Raw genomic sequence first — 18681 nt, forward strand, 5'->3', positions numbered from 1 at the left:
ATTAGTTGGGTTGGCGGTGGCGTAGTTGTCAGAGCTCGAAACCTTCAAGGACAACCTTTCCAAGGGTGTGTTCGGTTTTCATGGCGTCATGGGCACGTTCAAGATTGGCAGCATTGATTACGCCAAAATGTTCACCCAGCGTGGTTTGCAGAGACCCTTTATCAATCAGACCGGCGACATCGGATAACAGCGCATGCTGGGCTTTCATATCTGACGTGGTGAACAGCGGTCGGGTAAACATGAATTCCCAGTGCAGAGACAGGCTTTTCTGCTTCATCAACTTGATATCCAGCGGCTCAACAGGATCATCAATCAGACACAGCCGACCTTGCGGGCGCATCATGGCAACAATATCGGGATAATGTTCGCCGGTACGGTTCACGCAGGCTGCATCCGTGATGTCAGCCAGGCCAGTGGCCGCCAGTTGCTTCTGTAGCGACTGGCTGTGATCAAGAACGTGATGGGCTCCCAGGCGCTCTACCCAGGCTTTGCTCTCCGGCCTGGATGCCGTGGCAATAACCGTGGCACGGGTTAATTGTCGTGCAAGCTGCACCAGCATGGAACCTACGCCGCCACTGGCCCCAACAATCAGCAATACCCGTCCGGCACCGTCCTCGCCGCCTGGTATCTGTAGGCGATCGAACAGCATTTCCCATGCGGTAATGGTGGTCAGCGGCAAGGCAGCGGCCTCAGAATCACTTAACGACGTTGGCGCCAATGCTGCAATGCGTTCATCAACACACTGATACTGGGCATTGCAGCCCTGACGACTGACGTCACCGGCGTACCAGACTCTATCGCCAACCTTGAATGACTTAACCTCGGCACCGACCGCGCTGACACGACCGACGGCATCCCAGCCCAGAATCTTGGGGGTTCCGTCCTCAGGTTTGACACGTCCACGAATCTTGGTATCTACCGGGTTCACTGCGATGGCATTGACGGCAACCAGCAGATCGCGGGGCCCGGGCGCGGGCTCAGAGGTATCGAAATCGATAAGGGGTCCGTCTGTGTATCCTACAGCTTTCATAAGGCTATCCTGTTTGTGCTTTAGATCAGGCCATGATTAAAGTACAAACAGGCAGGCTACGTCAAAGAGTCTTTTAAAATCAGAGAGCCAGCCAGCTTCGCAACTGCGCTTCCGTCATGATGCCACTGTGCGCTTCAGACTGATGCTGCGCATCGAAGTAATAGCTGCGCGGTAACTCGCCATACCACTGCGGATCAATACTGAAGCGCAGAGGCGCCGCATAGTCATCAGCAAACATCCATGACGTCATGTCATCCAGCCCATAATCCCTGAGAAAATCCTCTGCATCCGCCTTCAGGTCCATGGCGTCGGTGGAAACCAGCACCAGCGGCAGATCAGGGTCTTCCTGGCGCAGGCGGCCCAGCAGATCGAGCTCGACCATGCAGGGCGGGCAGTCAACCGACCACAGGGCCAATACAAACGGCTGCCCTGCCCGTTCGCGCTTGATCTGCGCGAAGCTGTCGGCTGTGAAAGCCTTAATGTCCAGGCCTGGCTCGGGCAATGCAATTACCTGATAGCCGTCGTTTCGGGTGTGCCAGCTCAGTCGCAACTGATCCGGTCCTTCTAGCAGCAGCGGATGATCAGAGGCATTGTCTGTGCTGGCCAGAACCTGAGGCTCGCTCCAGCTCGAACCCTCGTCCTGCGAGAAAATCCACAACACCTGGGTCTGCGACCCATCAAAGCGCTTCCACACCAGATGCTGTACGCCTTGACGTTCCGCAACCTGCGGATGGCTGGCACCGGCATTGCCGTCGATCTGCGTTACCAGGCGGGTCTTTCCCGACGCCAGGTCATGACGCCCGTAGTAAATGCCTTTGTGGAGGTCCCCGGCGCTAAACCAGGTCATGTGGTAAGTTGCCTCACCATCTGTGTCAGCACCCAGGGTCATATCGGGCCCATGATGCGGGCAGGCATCAATCTGCCATTCATCCACAGTCGCGCGACCGAACGGTGCGCGCACGCCATCTGGGCCGATGGCTGCAATGGCATGGTCACGCGTGGTGCCATCAAATACATGACGCCACATCAGCGCCATGCCGTCCTCGCCGTGAGGCGCCACAGCAATACGACAGCATTCACAGCTGTGGTCGGCAATTTTACGGTTGGCAGCGAAGCTTTCGCCCTGATCATCCGACACCGTGTAAAACACGCCACTGCCGGTATAATCGTCTCCACGCTGTGCTGCATACTCAAGCTCACGCTTGTCCAGCCAGGTCAGGTACAGATGGCCCGACTCAGTCAGGAACAGACTGTCAAAGCGGTGACTGGTCAACAGACCGTCATCATTGACTGTCCGCACCGGTGCAAAGCTGGCACCACTGTTGATTGATCGGGAAAAACGAATGTCGCCGGTGTGTTGACCCTCGGTTTTCTGAGTCCAGGATACATAGATGACCTCACCGGCGTCGTCAGTAAGCACCTTGGGGCGGTTCTCACCATTGACTTCGATATTCTCCGCGCTGGCGTTCACGCGCACAGGCGAGGAAAAAGTGGCCCCATGGTCACTGGAATTAGCGACATAAGCATGCTGGTTCTGCGCAAATACCACCCATAACCTGCCTGTCGCGTCATAAACCGCGCTGGGCGCCTGACCACAATGAACCGAGATTGACTCTGAATCACTACAATCGACAGCATCAGCGGTATCCGCACTAACCGTGCCGATACCGGTCAAAAGTAGCCACGTTATAGCCGCCATTGCCTGGCGGGCGAACAGTGATTGGCGATTGCAACGTTGAACCATAATGCTCACTTTCATAAATGATTAAATTCAGCGACCAGTTTAACGCATGCCGCCGTTACTGTGCGCTCTTAAGCTGCGGCGTATTGTCGCAGCCCTGCCCCATTATATAGGCGGCGCTGATGACCCATTATCACGAGACAACAAAGCAGGCAAAAAAAAGGCAGCCCGCAGGCTGCCTTGGAATAGACCTTCTTTCACGGAGTTACGTGCTGACTGGCCTCATTGGCCTTCAATCAGGGTGTCAGCTGAGCGCCCAATCGGGATCTGCCGGGGCTTCATGGTCTCGGGAACCTCACGGTGCAACTCAATGTGCAGCAACCCGTTTTCCAGATTCGCATTGACGACTTTCACATGCTCCGCAAGCTGGAAAGTACGTTCAAAATTTCTGGCTGCAATACCTTGATGCAGGTACTGTCGCTCGGTACTGTCCGCCGCTTTATCGCCGCGCACTTTTAATGTCTGCTGCTCGGACTGGATGCTCAGTTCATCCTCATTAAATCCGGCAACTGCCATGGTAATTCGGTAATCGTCCTTGTCCAGCCGTTCGATATTATAGGGTGGATAACTGGGCTGATTCTGGTCTCGTTGCGCAATGGAATCCAGCAACTGACTCAAGTGTTCAAAACCAACAGTTGAACGGTACAAAGGTGCAAAATCAAAATTTCTCATCAACATATCCTCATCAAGCAATATAAATATTTACGTTAATTTACTGTGCCCATCCACTGGATCGAGCAACTCCGGCCGACCTCATCATGAGCGTCTGCCTTACTTCATTAATAGGGTCACTATTCTGGTTTTCAAGACCCATGCAGAAAAAAACTGGCAGGCATCGAGCGTGTGATCTATAAACACAGTGGGCGCACGGATGTCGCCTCAAGCCTGCCAGGGATGTCGGGCGGCCAGACCTGCAACTGCTTCCTGCTGGTCTGGTTCCCGGAGGCATTGCCGCTTGCGTGCCGTCAATGCCTCCGGATTTTTCCTGCTACAGGAATATTTTTCCTTACCATGCTTGCACAGCAATCACACATGACCGATAGTCTGTTCCTGATCACTGGTAGAGGAAAGCACATGACCCGAACTGTTTTGATTACCGGCGCCTCGTCCGGTTTTGGCGAAGCCTGCGCGAAAAAATTTGCTGAATCGGGTGACAATCTGGTTTTACTGGCACGCCGCAATGAGCGTCTGCAGTCGCTTGCCGGCGAACTGACTGCACAGTGTCGCGTGCAGTCACTGAGCATCGACCTGACTGACGCGGCTGCACTTGAAGCAGCACTGCAGACATTACCTGACTGGTGCCAGAACCCTGACATTCTGATCAACAATGCCGGACTGGCTCTGGGGTTGTCGGCAGCGCATGAAGCGGACATGCAGGACTGGGCAACCATGATCAACACCAACATTACGGCACTGGTACACATGACACGACTGTTGCTGCCAGGCATGGTCGCCAGAAACCGTGGCCATATAATCAATGTCGGCTCCACCGCCGGCAGCTGGCCCTATCCTGGGGGCAATGTGTATGGCGCGACCAAAGCGTTTGTACAGCAATTCAGTCGTGAGTTAAGAGCAGACTTACTGGGCAAACAAATCAAGGTCAGCAATATCGAGCCCGGAATGGCAGAAACGGAGTTTTCGCTGGTAAGATTCAAACAGGACCAGAACAAGGCGGACAATGTCTACGACGGCACACAACCCCTGACCGCACGGGATATTGCTGACATCATTCACTGGGTGTGCAGTGTTCCGCCCCACGTCAATATCAATGCCATGGAAGTCATGCCGCTGTGTCAGGCATGGGGCCCATTAAAAGTTGACCGTGACATGGCCTAGATCCTGACCTAAAGGACCACTGCTCAGCGAGCACGCAGAAATCGCACATAGTGATTGAACATTTCATCCTGGTCACTTACACCCCACTGCACCGAGACATCGGGATCAGCATTGTAGGGATTGGCCAGTGAATTGTCGTACACGGTCACCGCTTCCAGACGGGTACCGGCCGGCAGCAGTAAGGGTTGTTGCAGACGATAGGTCAATTGCCAGTTGAAATTATAGTTTGCGACATTGGCAATCAATTCTCGTTCGCCATCGGGAAGCACTGCCGTCAGCTGCATACTTTTGGCACGGCCGTGCGCATGGGGTGACAGACTGCTGAGATACATATCGCTCGCCAGCGGCTCACTAAGTGCAGTCTCCCGGTGTTCTGCGGCACCGGCGGGAATACTGATGTTCTTGTTGGCGATTTCCAGAGTCTCAACAACCATATCCGGCGCTTCATCCTGAAAATAGAGACCGATACGGGTACGGTCTACCGTCTCCCGGCCTGAGGTCAGATAACGAATCTTGAAAGCCAGGTCACGGTCCGCCTGCAACTGGTAAGCCGAGTTTGCCGGAAACTCGTCAGCGCGTTCGCCGGGCACAAATATACTGACATAGTCAGACACCTCGGGGTCGATCAGATCGGTCTCCGACATCACCGGCGCACCTTCGTTGCGGGCATAAATCATCAGGCTGTGCAGCACACTTTTATCGCCGACATCATAGGCGACCGCACGCAGCCATTTATCCTCGGACAGCGACAGATCAGCGCTTTCCAGCAAAAAATCAACAATGCCTGTTGCCGGTAAAGACTGGGCCGGTACATCCACAACCAGATCGGGTTCACCAAGCGGCCAGGCCTCTGTCTCAGGCTTCGCTTCGCTCAGCGGGTCGACATCGCCATCCTGAGGTGCACCCTGATCAATCCAGTGGATCAACGTGGCCAGTTCCTGCGCCGGCAGCTCATGAGTCTGTTGCCAGTCACCGACATAGCCATCAATCTGACCCGGTGGCATGCGACGGGTCATCACTACTTCACGTATCATCGGACTCCAGCCCAATATCATCAGGTGACGATTCATTGCCCAGGGGGCCAGGCCTTCTTCAACATGGCAGTGGGCACACCGACGCTGCAGTATGGGGGCAATTTCACTCTGATAGGAAACCGTGCGCTCACGCAATTGTTGCTGATAAACATAGTTGATATCCGGCCCAGTGGCCCGAGCTGACTCCTCAACATCAGAGGAACCGCCCAATGTGCCTGTCAGCGCCTGCGTCAACGCATCAGTCTGGCTGTCGCCGGAATCATCAGGCGCACCGAGTCCACCTCGATATACAACCTCCTGCGAGCCCGGGTCGAGAACAAAAACATCACCCAGTTGTTGCGCTTCCAGCGTCGCCAGCACAATCTGCGCATCATCAAGCAACACTGGGACATCGGTTTCCTGAACTGCCACCATGGACTGAACCAGGCGCCGATCAGGATTGGCTTCGGCGTACAACAGAAAATACACAATATCATTGGCAGATGAGTCCGTCTGCAAACGTTGACGAATCTGCTGCAGAGACGCAAGCGCGCGCCGCGATGTCTGGTCCTGATCTGACACCACCAGAATCACGGCCGCATCCTGTTCGGCGTACCGGCTAAGCTGATGAAATTGACCGTTGTGATCCAGCAGGGCGAAGTCACCGCTGGCGGTAACATTGCCCGCAAACAGGCCAGTCAACGCCAGAATCAGAATTTGCCAGCGACGCACAAAGCCGCTGTCAATGACGCTCGCTTTGTTTCTCTCTTGTTTGATCTGTTTTGTCGTTTCTCGCATTGTCTCTTTCTTCGTTGATACGTTGTTTTGTAGCTTACATTACCCTCAATTTAATCACGCTGTTGCAGCGGATACTGCCGGATCCTGACAATTTATTAACGGATTATGAAATTTTATCCCGTGCCATCGCGCGATCGTCACTATCTGCCTCTGGACCATTGCCTTTCTGTCCGTTACCGGCTTCGATCACTATCTCCGCAAAAATGGCAAAGTGATCCGAACCAAAGGCTGTCAGTCGCCGCATCCGGGACAAGGTAAAATGATGGCTGATGAAAAGATGATCCAGCGGCCAGCGGCAGAACCAGAATTTGGCGTGAAAGCTGTTAAACATCCCACGACCGATCCGGGGATCAAGCAGTCCGCTTAATTTGCGAAAAAGCCGGGTCGTTTCCGACCAGGCAACGTCATTCAGGTCGCCAGTGACCAGTCTCGGCCCCTCTGCTGCCTGCACCTGCCGGGCCACCAGCACCAGCTCTTTATCACGTGGGCCGGAGGTCGCATTTTCCGTGGGACTGGGCGGCGCCGGATGCAGGAAATGCGCAAATACCCGCCGCCCGGAACGAAGTTCAATCTCCGTATGGATGGAAGGTACGTCTTTTTCCACAAGGTACTCGGTGCGGGCATTCAGTAGCGGCAGCCGCGAATACACATGCATGCCGTAGAGGTTGTCCAGCGGACATTTGACGGTGTAAGGATAGTCCGACTCCAGAACATCAAGTCGCTGCTGCCACCAGTCATCGGACTCCAGCGTTACCAGAATGTCAGGTTGACTCTGGCGAACCAGTGTCAGCAAGGCATCCGCGTTGCGATTGGGCGTCAATACATTGGCTGTGACCAGGCTGAGGGTATTATCCGCATCCGGTGTCCTGGCATTAGCAACCTCGGTTTTATGCCAGGGGCCGTAGGGCAGTATCCACCACATCTGGAAACCGAGACAGAACACCAGCGCCGATATCATCACCCAGCTCTGCCAGGCCTGCCAGTCAAAGAGCAACAGATCAGCCACAATCGCAATCAGCAGCAGCACTGAGAACTGTAGACGGGGAAAGTCCAGTGACCGCACCAGCCAGTGTTCGTTACGCCACAGCGGCAGCAGGCAGACAACTAACAGCAGAATATTTATCCACCAAAGAACTGTGATCATGGGGCCAGCGTCACTCCCGTTAAAGTTGAAGCCGCCACACTAGCCCAGAATGGCCTGTCGACGCCACCCCAAAATACAATCAGGCTTTCGCCAGATCCTGCATGACGAGCGCAAGAAACCTGGCCGCTTCACCCCCGCTGGCCGCCCTGTGATCAAAGGTCAACGATAGTGGCAACACACGATGGACAGCAGGTACTCCGTCTACTGCCACTACTTCGTCGCGCATCTTCCCTGCGCCCAGAATTGCCACTGTCGGTGGCACGATCACCGGATTGGCATAGCGTCCAGCAATCGTCCCGAAATTGGATAATGTAATGGTGGCCCCCGTCATTTCCTGTGGCGGGATTTTGCGCGACTTGACGGCATCGCGTAGATTATTGAGTCCTTTGCGCAAATCCGTTGTCTTTCGACCCGCAATGTCTCTTAACACAGGCACAAACAGCCCGTCGGGCGTATCCACAGCAATACCCAGGTCGACCCGATCAATCAGGCGCAATGACAGATTGCTGCCGTCAAACCAAGCGTTAAATTGCGGTGCATCTTTACAGGCGAGCCCGATCGCGCGCACCAGACGCATGGTCGGGTCTTCCTGTTTCTTCCAGGCATGAATATCAACGTCATCGTAAAGGGTTACGCCGACAACTTCTGCATGTGCTCTGGCCATGTTTTTTGCCATTACCCGGCGTACACCGCTCAGCGTCGTGGCACTGCCAAAATCATCACGCACCTGCGCCGCCTTTTCCACATCATCCGTGGTTATCAGGCCATGCGAGCCCGATCCGGCAACCTGGGTCAGATCAACATTGAGGCGCTTGGCCAGTGCCTTGATCAGCGGCGTGGCCAGCACCCTGTCACTGTTGCGACTATCCGCGGCGGCCGTCGACGCTGGCTCAGGGCTGCCAATGATAAAATCGTCGGTCTCTATTTCGGCACTGCCGGTTTTGACTTTGCCAACCACAGTGCCGCTGTCATCATTCTTTGCATCGGCATATTCCAGCAACGGTTCACCCACGTGTACCTGATCGCCGGCGGCGCCAAACAGCGTCAATACTTTGCCCGCGCAGGGCGACGGCACATCAACAATCGCCTTGGCTGTTTCCACAGAGACAATGACCTGATCTTCGCTGACTGTATCGCCAGCCTTGATATGCCACTCGACAATTTCGGCTTCCTGCAATCCCTCACCCAAATCGGGCAGCTTAAAATACCTCATGCCAGCTCCTTATGCGTTTTCCAGTGTTGCCGTGGCGGCGTCGACAATATCAGCAACCGAAGGCATATACAGGGACTCGTTACCGGGATAGGGCATCGGAGTATCGTAACCGGCGACCCGCTGAACGGGTGCACGCAAATACAACAACGCCTCCTCGGCAATACGTGCGCTGATCTCCGAACCCACACCGAAACTGCGCGGTGCTTCCTGAATCACAACACAGCGCCCGGTTTTTTCCACCGAACGTCGAATAGTGTCCATGTCCAATGGACTTATCGTAGCCACATCAATCACTTCCGCAGCCACGCCGATTTCTTCCAGTTGCTTCGCCGCCAGCAGAGTTTCATGGACCATGGCACCCCACGACACAAGCGTCAGGTCAGTGCCTTCCCGTAATGTGAAGCAGGTGTCCAGGGGCAGGCCCTGACCGTCATCAACAACCTGCTGGCGAACCATGCGATAGATCCGTTTGGGCTCCAGAAAAACAACAGGATCGGGATTGCGGATGGCGGATAACAACAGGCCATAGGCTCGGGTTGGCGATGACGGGATCACCACACGTAAACCCGGCATGTGTGCGAACATGGCTTCCGTGCTTTCGGAATGATGTTCCGGCGCATGAATGCCACCGCCAAAGGGTGCACGTAACACCATCGGACAGCTGAGTCGGCCGCGCGTACGATTGCGTAAACGCCCTGCGTGACACAGCATCTGCTCCACCGTGGCGTTAATAAAACCCATAAACTGGATTTCAGCTACCGGTCGCATGCCCTGGCTGGCCATGCCTACCGATATGCCGGCGATCAATGCTTCCGCCAGTGGTGTATCAATTACCCGTTTGTAGCCGAATGCCTCGCGCAGGCCCAGGGTCGCTCTGAACACACCGCCATTGATGCCAATGTCTTCCCCCAGCACAACAACGTCTGGGTCATCGCTAAGTGCGCGTCGCAGGGCGAGGTTTATCGCTTCGACGAGTGTCACGCCATGCACATTGTCGGCGCCAGGTCTTGCATTGGTGGCCCGGGATTTTCCGACCGCCTTTTCTTTGTTCTTGCTGGCAGTGTTAGCTGTCATCACAATTGCCTCCCGCTGCATTGTCACGCTCCAGCCTGGCCAGCAAACGTTCACGCTGTGCCTGCAACGGCTGGGGCATGGCGGCAAAGACATAAGCCATAAAATCATCGGCCGCCTGGGGTGCGGTATTCAGGTAGTCTGCTACCGCCTTGTCGATGCTCTGTTTGACCTCCGCGAGCAAGGACTGCTCCTGCGCTGGTGTCCACTGCCCGAGTTCATGCAGATAGGTCTGCAGACGCTTCACCGGATCGTATTCCCAGGCCTGACTGACTTCGCTGGCCTCACGGTACCGGGTCGCATCATCTGCCGTGGTGTGATCGCTTAAACGGTAACTGACTGCCTCGATCAACGTGCCCCCTTTGCCGCTTCGCGCCCTGGTCAGAGCATTACGCACAGCCTGAAACACCGCAACCACATCGTTGCCATCAATCTGGATACTGTCAATGCCGACGGCCAGCGCCTTCTCCGCCAGCGTTGCGGTGGCAGTTTGCAGACCACGCGGCACTGAGATGGCCCATTGATTATTATTGATGACGGCAACCATGGGCAGTTGCCACACACCCACGAGATTGAGCGCCTCGTACACATCACCGCGCGAGGTGGCACCGTCGCCACAGTTGGCAACAACGGCCTGCTTTACACCACGGCTTTTCATGGCAGCGGCAATACCTGCGGCATGACTCATTTGTGTGCCAATTGGCACACAGTTGGGGAAATCTTTAACGGCGGCGCCTTCAAACAGGTTGCCACGCTCGTCTCCGCCCCAGACCTGCAGAATCTGCTGCATGCTTACGCCACGCAGTACCTGCGTTGCCTGATCACGGTAATACGGCACCAGCACATCAGCATCCTGCATGGCCATGCCAATACCGGTGCCGATCGCCTCCTGGCCCAGACAGGATGGATAGGTGTGCATCTGGCCTGTACGCTGCAGCGCAACAGCCTTCTTGTCCAGCTGCCGGATACGCACCATGTGCTGATAACTTTGCTGTAGCCAGTCGATACTGACACCGTCAGGCAACTCGTTAACCAGCTTACCGTGAGCATCGATAAATCCGAGTTTGCCTGGCGTCTGATCCAGAACATCGAACATGCGCCGCCCTCCTTCAGTCAGATAACAGGAATTTGCTCAAACTAGTCAAACAGCAAGGCTTCAGCCACCCGATTGGCAATCTGTTCTGGAGGACTGTTGTCAGCGTGACTGCGTGCGAACAGATCTGACAGCGTGCTACCCAGAGCGAGTGTACGCTGATTGATTTCGCTGGCCGGTTTTTTCAGGTATCCGAGTGACACCTGAATGAGACCACCTGCGTTGATGACATAGTCCGGTGCGTACAGGATGCCTTTGTTATGCAGCACCTCTCCCTGAACATCGTCACTGAGCTGATTGTTGGCCGCGCCGGCGACAATGTTGCAACGCAACCGAGGAATAGTGTCGGCATTAATGACACCGCCCAGGCCGCAAGGCGCAAACAGATCACAGTCGACATCATAAATCTCATCGACAGCCACTGTGTCCGCAGCAAATTCATCAATACAGCGTTGCACACGCCGGGCATCTGCATCACTGACAATCAGGCGAGCGCCATCGCGGTGCAGCAAGGCTGCCAGTGCATATCCGACATTGCCCACGCCCTGTATGGCGATGCGCAGGCCATTGACGGAATCCCGTTGCAGCTGGTGCTTCACCGCGGCGACAATACCTGCGTAAACACCGAGTGCGGTCACCGGGGACGGATCCAGGCCGTCTTTTGAGGTACCTGAGACGTAAGGTGTATTTCTGGCGACTTCATCCATGTCGGTAATCAGACTGCCACTGTCTACGGCCGTGATATAGCGCCCACCCAGGTCGTGGATGAAGCTGCCAAAAGCCTGAAACAGTTCCTGCCGATCAAACGCCTGCATGGGTTTGAGGATCACTGCTTTACCGCCACCCTGTGGCACGTTGGCAATCGCGGCTTTGTAGCTCATACCCCGGGCAAGGCGGATAACGTCATCAATGGCGTCGTCATCACTCTGGTAGGCAATGAAACGACAACCTCCCAGAGCGGGTCCGAGCCGGGTGTTGTGGATCGCGATGATGGCGCGCAGGCCGGAGGCTTCGTCGTGGCGGAAATGCAATTCGTTCAGATCAGCACGTTCGATTCTGTCGAATATGGCGTCGGATGCGGACGCGGACGCGTGCGCAGGTTCACTCTTGTTCATGACTGTCTCCTGGGTGCTGTCAGACTTTGTAGGTCGTTTGCACAAGCCATGCATATCGGGGGTGGTGATATGTTGGCCGGATGATTTAAAACCTGAGCATATATTGCCCTGAGCCACCTGTCTACTGTCAACACGCTTGACAGGTTTTTGCTGGACCGCTAAAAAGGTCAGCAGTAGCAGGACGGACAAAAGCCTGTAAAGACAATAGCCAGTACGGACAATAGCAAGGAAGGACAGCAGCACAATGCAGGCAAAAAATATATCGGCCACGTTAGAATCAAACGCCAGGTCCTCCGCAGCCACGGTATTGGTCGCTGATATCGGGGGCACCAACGCCCGCTTCGCGCTGAGCGGCCCTGATCAGGCACTCTCTCATGTGGTTTCACTTTCCTGCCGCGACTATGCTGACATCAGCGAGGCAATCTCGACTTACCTGCAGACACTGGACCCTCAACAGGCAGCGCAACCGCGAGGCATATTTCTGGCAGTCGCGGCCGCGACCGATCAGGATGAGATAAAACTGACCAATAACCAATGGCAATTCAGCCAGCAGGCCCTGGCCCAGACTTTAGGCATGCCCGTGACTGCCATCAATGATTTTACGGCACAGGCCTGGTGCCTGCCCTCACTCTCCGCTTCAGATGTAAAATGGTTGCAGCAATACAGTCCGCACGATCTGGTCTGGACCCGGGGCAACCGCAGTATCGCTGGCCCCGGCACCGGTTTTGGTGCCGCCACCATGACCCTGAACGGTGAAGTACTGGAATCCGAACCCGGCCAATGCGCCTTTGCCCCTCTGACTCCCCGTCAACTCGCCATGGTTGTACATCTTTGGGACAGCTACCCGCGTGTCACGGTCGATTACCTGTTGTCAGGACCCGGATTGAGTAATATCTATTCAGCAATTGTCATGTTGAATACCGGCAAACCAGCCGAAGACCTGGTGGCAGCCGACATTGCAATGGCAGCCCGGCACGGTGATGAGCTGGCCCGGCAGAGTCTGGATGAATTTTCCCGTATGCTGGGTGCGGTCTGTGGCGACATTGCGCTGAGCATGGGCAGTCTGGGTGGGTTTTTCCTGACCGGCGCCATGCTACAGAAACTGGATGAATTATTTAATGCGGAGCTGTTCCTGGCGGCTTTTACCGACAAGGGAAGTTTTAGCGACTGGTGCCGGCGCGTGCCAATTGCAATAATGACAATGACTGATCCCGGCCTCAGGGGCTGCGCCGTTTTCAGCCAGCGATAACCACCCTGGTGTTGGCGAAACTAACAACAGTCAGACATCACAAATCGTCACCGCTTCGGCCAGGGACGCAACGCGTTGCTCGTTGCTACGAACATTGCCGTTGCCATCACGTCTGGGAATAAATTCCTGTGCTACGTAACCTTCAAATTCGGTGGCCAGTATCGCTTTCATGATGGCCGGATAATTAAGCTCCTGGCTGTCATCTATTTCATTCCGCCCGGGCACCCCCGCCGTGTGATAATGCCCAAACCATTGATGATGATCCCGGATGGTACGAATCACATCACCTTCCTGCACCTGCATGTGATAGATATCATACAGCAGTCTGAAATTGGGTGACCCGATACGGTCACACAAGGCAATACCCCACTGCGAGCTGTCACACATATAGTCGGGGTGATCTATCTTGCTGTTGAACAACTCCATCTGTATGACAATATTGTGCCGTTCGGCCAAGGCCATGATCTGTTGCAGGCCATCGGCACAATTCTGCAAACCAGTTTCGTCATCCATACCGTCACGGTTGCCACTGAAACAGATCAGATTGCGATACCCAGCCTGTGCCATCAGTTCAATGTGAGTTCGATATCGCTGGATCAGGTTGCCATGTAATTCGGGTCGATTCCATCCCTCAGTCAGACTGATTTCGGCGCCATTACACATTGAGCAATCAATGCCATGATCTTTTAAAACTTGCCATTGTTCCGGACCTACCAGATCAATGGCCGAAAAACCGATCTCGTTAACCACCTGACACAGCTCTGGCAACGACAGAAAGTCATACGTCCACTGGGCGACGGAGTGTTTTATATTGCCTCTGCCAACAAAAGGCACCGTCCCCTGCTCCAAACCATGCCCCGCAACCCGGGCCGAAGCGCCGCCTGCCGCCAGAGCCATCGAACTCAGTGCTGCCCGCTTTAACAGTTCACGCCGATTGAGAGACTGAGTCATGGTTCTTCTCACTTTTGAATGTAAATACAAAGAACAGCAATATCGCCAGCGCCAGTAATGACGGCATGACCCAGAAAGCAAACGCACTCTGTTGCCAACCGATCATGGTCGAACCGTCAAGCGAAATCCGGTCTCCCCACCAGCCCAGCATATAGTTGCCTACCAGCATACCCGCACCGTAGGTCAGCAGCGCAAACAGCCCCTGTGCACTCGCACGAATGGGGGCCGGTGCCTTGCGGTCGACATAGAGTTGACCGGTGACAAAAAAGAAATCGTAGCAGATACCATGCAAGGCAATACCGAATATCAGAAACGCAGCAGATTCAGGGAAGCTGGCAAACACCAGATAACGTAAGGCCCAGGCACCCATGGCCACCACCAGCATCCACTTAATGCCAAACCGAATCAAAAAGAATGGCACTAACAGCATGAACAGGACTTCGCTCATCTGACCGATGGCCATGAACGAAGCAGACTGATCACCAAACGCCATGGCGGCAACAAAGTCATTGGTGCGGGCATAATAAAACGACAGCGGGATACTGATCAGAAAACTGCTGAGCGCAAAGATAAAAAAGTTTCGCTCCGCCATCAGTTTGATTGCGTCCAGCCCAAGGCTTTTACTGAAACTGAATCGCTCTCCTCTGGCCTGTGGCGGTGTCGCCGGCAGGGTCAGGCAGTAAAGACCGTAGAGCAATGAGATTACGGCGGCCATTCTGAGTGGCACATTGGATGCCTGCGCGTTTTCCACACCGGTGATTATCTGCAGGAAAGGTATGTCCACCCAGCCCAGCACTGTCTGTGCGACCACAAAGCCTGAGACGATCCAGCCAATGGTGCCCCAGACCCGAATCGCGGGAAACTGTCGGTCCGGACTGTCAATATTGGAGAATGCGATCGCATTGGCTAACGCCAACGTCGGCATGTAGAGCATAAAATAAGCAAACATGACCCAGATGAATGTGCCCGGATCAGTGACTGTCGACGCGTACCAGAGCAGTGCCGCACCGGCGAATTGACAGAACGCATTCAGACGCTCAGCATTAAAATAACGATCGGCCAGCAACCCGACAAACAACGGCGCCAGTAATGCAGCCCAGTTATGAGTGGCATAAGCCTGACCTATAATACTGTTGATGCCGGTCTCACCTTGAAACACAGACAACAGATAACTGCCCAGGGTGACAAAAAAAGCTCCCCAGACAAAGAACTGCAGGAACATCATGATGCTGAGGCGAGTGATGATGTGACGATCTGAACCCATAAAGTAGCTTCCCGGTCTGCTTGTTATTGTTTGCCGACTACATTCGTTCTAGACTCTGATGTTAACAAGAAATGCTGGCAAGAATCCGTAATTTTTTTGCCAGCGGATCTCATCAGCATATGTGCTCATAAACAACTAACAACATTGCCCGGCCAGTAGAATATGAAGCAACTGAAACTCGGCATGATAGGCGGCGGTCACGGCTCTTTTATCGGTGCTGTGCATCGCAGAGCGGCGATGCTGGACGGCCACTTCCAGCTGACTTGCGGCGCTTTCAGCAGCGACCCGACAATCAGCGCCGAATCGGGTGCATCGCTCGGCCTGCCCGCAAAACGAGTGTATGCCTCCTACGCAGACATGTTCAGCAGTGAGGCGGCGCTTCCGCCCGATCAACGCATGCAGGCCGTCGCCATCGTGACACCCAACCATCTGCATGCCGCACCGGCCATTGAAGCCATGCGCCATGGCTTTCATGTCATTGTCGACAAACCCCTGGCAATATCGCTTGATGAGGCCAGGCAGATTCAGCAGGTCATACACAGCACAGGGTGTCAATTGGCTCTCACCCACACCTACGCTGGCTACCCCATGATCAAGGAAGCAAGGCAGTTGGTGCACGCCGGCAAACTGGGCCCCATCCGCAAGGTGTTGGTGGAGTACCCGCAAGGCTGGCTGAGCCAGGCATTGGAAGACAGCGGCAACCGGCAGGCATCGTGGCGCACGGACCCGGGGCGCGCCGGCGCCGGTGCCATCGGCGACATTGGTACACACGCCGCGCATCTGGCGGAGTATGTCAGTGGTCAGTTGATCACGGAATTGTGTGCCGACCTGAATTCCGTGGTGAATGGTCGGCAGGTAGATGATGATGCCGCCGCCCTGCTGCGCTTCAGCGATGGCGCCTCGGGCACATTGATCGCCACTCAGGTCGCAACCGGAGAGGAGAATAACGTCTGTATACGCGTTTATGGCGAGCTTGGCGGACTGCAATGGTCACATCGTGACGCCGAATCATTGCGGGTCAATCTGCACGAACAGCCGGCGCAGCTCTACCGTCGCGGTGACGCCTACCTGTCGCAGGCGGCCGCCAATAACAGCCGTTTGCCTCCGGGCCACCCGGAGGGTTTTATTGAAGCATTTGCCAATATCTATGGCAGCTTTGCACGCAGGCTACACACAAGCGGGGCCTCACTCACACCTGCCGACCTGTTTGAGAGCGGTTTCGACTACCCATCAATTGACGAAGGTCTACGTGGCATGGCGTTTATTGAAGCCATGCAACGCTCAGCAAAATCCACCCAAAAATGGACGACCATCAAACCATGAGCAACCTGAAATCAATCAAAGGCCCAGGCATTTTTCTGGCCCAGTTCGCCGATGACAGTGCGCCCTTCAACAATATCGACAACATCTGCGAGTGGGCATCCGCACTGGGCTATAAAGGCATCCAGATTCCAACCTGGGACAAACGCCTGATTGACCTTGAAAAGCTGGCCGACAGCAAAACCTATGCGGAAGAATATCAAGGTAAAATAGCCGAGCATGGACTGGAAATTACCGAGCTCAGTACACATCTGCAGGGCCAGTTGGTCGCTGTGCACCCAGCCTATAATGACATGTTCGACGGCTTTGCCCCCGAACACCTGCGTGGCAACCCGGGTGCCCGCACGGAGTGGGCGGTGAATCAATTAAAGATGGCAGCGCAGGCCAGTCGCCACCTCGGCATTGATGTGCATGCCAGCTTTCCCGGCGCGTTGATGTGGCATACCGTTTACCCCTGGCCACAGCGTCCCGCCGGTCTGATTGAGCAGGGTTTTGCCGAGCTGGCAAGACGCTGGCTGCCGATACTCGACGTGTTCGACAGCCACGGAGTTGATGTCTGTTACGAAATTCATGCCGGTGAAGACCTGCATGACGGTGTGTCCTATGAACGCTTCCTGGCAGCCACCGGTGACCACTCCCGCGCCCGGATTCTGTTTGACCCCAGTCATTTTGTACTGCAGCAGATGGACTACCTGCAATTCATTGATATTTACCACGACAAAATTGGTATGTTTCACGTCAAGGACGCGGAATTTAATCCGTCAGGGCGCAGCGGTATTTACGGCGGTTACCAGGACTGGATAGACCGGCCCGGCCGATTCCGCTCGCTGGGTGATGGCCAGATTGATTTTGCCGGCATCTTCAGCAGGCTCAGCCAGTATGGCTTTGACGGCTGGGCTGTACTGGAATGGGAATGTTGTATCAAACATCCTGAACAGGGGGCTGTTGAAGGCGCTCCGTTTATCCGCGACCACATGATCACGGTCACCGACAAGGCGTTTGATGATTTTGCCGGACAAACAGCGGATGCTGAATTGAATCGAAAAATTTTGGGACTCAAACCCTGATGCCACAACAATAATTAAAGGACACCATCATGAAAATCGCCACGCCGTTTGCACTCGCCCTGCTGGTGTTCGCATTGAGCCAGCCCTTGCGTCAGACCGGCCCTGATACCAGCCATGCTGACGATCACGATACCCGTTCAGCTCCGTGGATTACCCTGTTTGATGGCAGCTCGTTAGATGAATGGCGTGGCTACAACAGTCCTGATTTTCCCGATCAGGGCTGGGTCATTGAAGACGATGCATTGGTGCTTCGGCCGCGCGCTGATGGCCAGGCCGCGGGCGACATCATGAGCAAACGCAGCTTCCGCGATTTCGAACTTAGCCTTGAATGGCTGGTAGAAGAAGGCGGCAACAGCGGTATTTTCTATCACATACTGGAGCAGCCCGACCAGGCAATCTACTGGTCCGGGCTGGAAATGCAGGTGCTCGACGACGAGAACCACCCGGACAGCTTCCGGGGTGTTGATGGCAACCGACAGGCCGGTTCACTGTATGACCTGCTTCCCATCGAGCCTAAAACCGCCCGCCCCTTTGGCGAATGGAATGAAGTTCGCATTGTCTCCGACGGTCCATTTGTAGAGCATTGGCTCAATGGCACAAGGGTCCTGCGCTACGAGCGCTGGACCGTAGAGTGGTTTGCCATGCTGCGCAACAGCAAATTCAGTGACCACAATGAATTTGGCGCCATGCAACAGGGCCACATTGGCCTGCAGGATCACGGCGACGTCGTTAAATACCGCAATATCAGAATACGAGAGCTTTAAGCACGCAGGCGG

Annotated in this window: 16 protein-coding genes; 5 read left to right on the forward strand and 11 right to left on the reverse strand. The window is 54.9% G+C overall.

The features are described from left to right. Nucleotides 1–28 precede the first annotated feature (28 nt). From PHACT_RS02270 to PHACT_RS02280, 3 genes are all read right to left on the reverse strand, one after another. Nucleotides 29–1030 (reverse strand): zinc-binding alcohol dehydrogenase family protein, encoded by a 1002-nt coding sequence (locus PHACT_RS02270; RefSeq protein WP_070115724.1) that lies wholly within the window; start codon nt 1028–1030, stop codon nt 29–31. A 79-nt stretch (nt 1031–1109) separates the two neighbouring features. Further along, nucleotides 1110–2774: a hypothetical protein gene (locus tag PHACT_RS02275; RefSeq protein ID WP_139141407.1), complete on the reverse strand. Its 1665-nt coding sequence runs from the start codon at nt 2772–2774 to the stop codon at nt 1110–1112. 219 nt (nt 2775–2993) lie between these two features. Beyond that, nucleotides 2994–3443 carry an Hsp20 family protein gene (locus PHACT_RS02280; RefSeq protein ID WP_070115726.1) on the reverse strand — a complete coding sequence of 150 codons (450 nt, stop codon included), beginning with the start codon at nt 3441–3443 and terminating at the stop codon, nt 2994–2996. A 402-nt stretch (nt 3444–3845) separates the two neighbouring features. Between PHACT_RS02280 and PHACT_RS02285 the strand changes: the two genes are divergently transcribed. Continuing rightward, complete coding sequence (locus tag PHACT_RS02285; protein WP_070118098.1) at nt 3846–4607, forward strand: SDR family oxidoreductase; 762 nt, start codon at nt 3846–3848, stop codon at nt 4605–4607. 23 nt (nt 4608–4630) lie between these two features. On the opposite strand, the gene PHACT_RS02290 is transcribed toward PHACT_RS02285, so the two are convergent. From PHACT_RS02290 to PHACT_RS02315, 6 genes are all read right to left on the reverse strand, one after another. Further along, nucleotides 4631–6418, reverse strand: a complete 1788-nt coding sequence (locus PHACT_RS02290) for a thioredoxin domain-containing protein (protein WP_070115727.1) — start codon at nt 6416–6418, stop codon at nt 4631–4633. A 103-nt stretch (nt 6419–6521) separates the two neighbouring features. Next, the gene (locus PHACT_RS02295) at nt 6522–7562 is read right to left on the reverse strand and encodes an endonuclease/exonuclease/phosphatase family protein (RefSeq protein ID WP_070115728.1); all 1041 of its coding nucleotides are present in this window, start codon (nt 7560–7562) and stop codon (nt 6522–6524) included. Nucleotides 7563–7641: 79 nt separating this feature from the next. Then, complete coding sequence (locus PHACT_RS02300) at nt 7642–8775, reverse strand: dihydrolipoamide acetyltransferase family protein (protein ID WP_070115729.1); 1134 nt, start codon at nt 8773–8775, stop codon at nt 7642–7644. Nucleotides 8776–8784: 9 nt separating this feature from the next. After that, nucleotides 8785–9849: an alpha-ketoacid dehydrogenase subunit beta gene (locus tag PHACT_RS02305; RefSeq protein ID WP_083264567.1), complete on the reverse strand. Its 1065-nt coding sequence runs from the start codon at nt 9847–9849 to the stop codon at nt 8785–8787. Further along, nucleotides 9839–10942, reverse strand: a complete 1104-nt coding sequence (gene pdhA / locus PHACT_RS02310) for a pyruvate dehydrogenase (acetyl-transferring) E1 component subunit alpha (protein ID WP_070115730.1) — start codon at nt 10940–10942, stop codon at nt 9839–9841. The genes PHACT_RS02305 and pdhA overlap by 11 nt, the downstream gene beginning before the upstream one ends. Nucleotides 10943–10983: 41 nt before the next feature. After that, nucleotides 10984–12006 carry a Glu/Leu/Phe/Val dehydrogenase family protein gene (locus PHACT_RS02315; RefSeq protein WP_070118100.1) on the reverse strand — a complete coding sequence of 341 codons (1023 nt, stop codon included), beginning with the start codon at nt 12004–12006 and terminating at the stop codon, nt 10984–10986. 292 nt (nt 12007–12298) lie between these two features. Between PHACT_RS02315 and PHACT_RS02320 the strand changes: the two genes are divergently transcribed. After that, on the forward strand, nt 12299–13303 hold the full coding sequence (locus PHACT_RS02320) for a glucokinase (RefSeq protein WP_083264277.1): 1005 nt from the start codon (nt 12299–12301) through the stop codon (nt 13301–13303). 30 nt (nt 13304–13333) lie between these two features. Here PHACT_RS02320 and PHACT_RS02325 read toward each other — a convergent pair whose 3' ends face one another. Together PHACT_RS02325 and PHACT_RS02330 are read right to left on the reverse strand one after the other, a co-directional pair. Next, nucleotides 13334–14254, reverse strand: a complete 921-nt coding sequence (locus tag PHACT_RS02325) for a hydroxypyruvate isomerase family protein (RefSeq protein WP_070115732.1) — start codon at nt 14252–14254, stop codon at nt 13334–13336. Continuing rightward, a complete protein-coding gene (locus PHACT_RS02330) occupies nt 14229–15518 on the reverse strand; it encodes an MFS transporter (RefSeq protein ID WP_070115733.1) in 1290 nt (429 codons plus the stop codon). Before PHACT_RS02330 ends, PHACT_RS02325 begins: the two co-directional genes overlap by 26 nt. A gap of 162 nt (nt 15519–15680) precedes the next feature. On the opposite strand from PHACT_RS02330, the gene PHACT_RS02335 reads away from it, so the two are divergent. The 3 genes from PHACT_RS02335 to PHACT_RS02345 are packed head-to-tail and all read left to right on the forward strand — an operon-like array spanning nt 15681 to nt 18669. Next, nucleotides 15681–16841: a Gfo/Idh/MocA family protein gene (locus tag PHACT_RS02335; RefSeq protein WP_070115734.1), complete on the forward strand. Its 1161-nt coding sequence runs from the start codon at nt 15681–15683 to the stop codon at nt 16839–16841. After that, complete coding sequence (locus PHACT_RS02340; RefSeq protein WP_317622238.1) at nt 16838–17905, forward strand: sugar phosphate isomerase/epimerase family protein; 1068 nt, start codon at nt 16838–16840, stop codon at nt 17903–17905. The genes PHACT_RS02335 and PHACT_RS02340 overlap by 4 nt, the downstream gene beginning before the upstream one ends. A 29-nt stretch (nt 17906–17934) precedes the next feature. Next, nucleotides 17935–18669, forward strand: coding sequence for a 3-keto-disaccharide hydrolase (locus PHACT_RS02345; protein WP_083264278.1), 735 nt, complete (start codon nt 17935–17937; stop codon nt 18667–18669). The last annotated feature ends 12 nt before the right edge of the window (nt 18670–18681 follow it).

It is taken from the genome of Pseudohongiella acticola, assembly GCF_001758195.1.
Lineage (GTDB): Bacteria > Pseudomonadota > Gammaproteobacteria > Pseudomonadales > Pseudohongiellaceae > Pseudohongiella > Pseudohongiella acticola.